Origin of the sequence: Rhodococcus zopfii NBRC 100606 = JCM 9919 (assembly GCF_001895025.1) — a bacterium.
Lineage (GTDB): Bacteria > Actinomycetota > Actinomycetes > Mycobacteriales > Mycobacteriaceae > Rhodococcus > Rhodococcus zopfii.
In genome coordinates, this window is sequence record NZ_BCXI01000116.1 from 1 (window position 1) to 1,336 (window position 1,336).

Genomic DNA, 1,336 nt, shown 5'->3' on the forward strand with positions numbered 1-1,336 from the left:
GGGGTCAAGTCCCTGGACGTGGTGTACGGACCGTTGCGTGATTCCTCGTCGGTGAGTCAGGCAGTCAAGGCCGGTGCCACCTCCTCGGTGTCGTTGCTGGCGGCGTCGGCGCACTTATCGGTACGCGAGCGAGCAAGCACGTCGAGTCCGAGATAACGGCGACCCTCGATCCATTCGTCGTGCTGTTCGGCCAGGACCGCGCCGACGAGCCGGATCAGCGCGGTACGATCCGGGAAGATTCCGACCACATCGGTTCTGCGCCGGATTTCTCGATTGAGGCGCTCCTGCGGATTATTGCTCCAGATCTGCCTCCAGATCTGCTTGGGAAACGCGGTGAACGCCAACAGATCCGGGCGTGCACTGTCGAGGTGGTCGGCGACCTTCGGCAGCTTCGCCTCAAGCGCATCGATGATCCGATCATATTGGGCATGCACCGAATCCGCGTCGGGTTGGTCGTAGACCGAATGCAACAGCGTCTTCACCCACGGCCACGACGCCTTCGGTGTCACCGCCATCAGGTTCGTCGAATAGTGCGTTCGGCATCTCTGCCAAGAGGCACCCGGCAAGGTCGCACCGATCGCCGCCACCAGCCCGGCATGCGCATCGGAGGTCACCAGCTGCACCCCGGTCAGGCCGCGGGCCACCAATCCGCGGAAGAACGTCAGCCAACCGGCCCCGTCCTCGGACGAGGTCACGTCCACGCCCAGGATCTCGCGGTACCCGTCGGCGTTGACCCCGACCGCCACCAGAGTGTGGACATTGACCACGCGGCCGTTTTCCCGGACCTTGAGCACGAGCGCGTCGGCGGCGACGAACGTGTACGGGCCTTGCTCCAGGGGCCGGTTCCGGAAGGCCTCGACCTGTTCGTCGAGGTCCTTCGCCATGACGCTGACCTGCGATTTCGACAGGGACGTGATGCCCAACGTGTCGACGAGTTTTTCCATCCGTCGGGTGGAGACGCCCAGCAGATAGCAGGTCGCGACCACGGACGTGAGGGCCCGTTCGGCTCGCTTCCGGCGTTGCAGCAACCAATCGGGAAAGTAGGAACCCTGCCGCAGTTTGGGAATCGCCACGTCCACAGTGCCGATGCGGGTGTCGAAGTCGCGGTGCCGGTAGCCGTTGCGATTGTTGACTCGGTCGCCGGAGCGCTGGCCGTAGCCGGCCCCGCACAGTGCGTCGGCTTCGGCACTCATCAGGGCGTGGATGAATGTCGAGAGCAGTTCGCGCAGCAGGTCGGGGCTGGCGCCGGTGAGTCGGTCTTCAAGGAGCTGGTGCAGGTCGATATCGTGGGCAGTGGTCATCGCGTGCTCTTTCGTCGAGTCGAGTTGGTAGCTCT

Annotated in this window: 1 protein-coding gene; it reads right to left on the bottom strand. The window is 64.3% G+C overall.

What is annotated here, in order from left to right:
- Positions 1 to 56: 56 nt before the first annotated feature.
- Positions 57 to 1,301 (bottom strand): IS256 family transposase, encoded by a 1,245-nt coding sequence (locus tag RZ1_RS29360; RefSeq protein ID WP_072816461.1) that lies wholly within the window; start codon positions 1,299 to 1,301, stop codon positions 57 to 59.
- Positions 1,302 to 1,336: the final 35 nt, after the last annotated feature.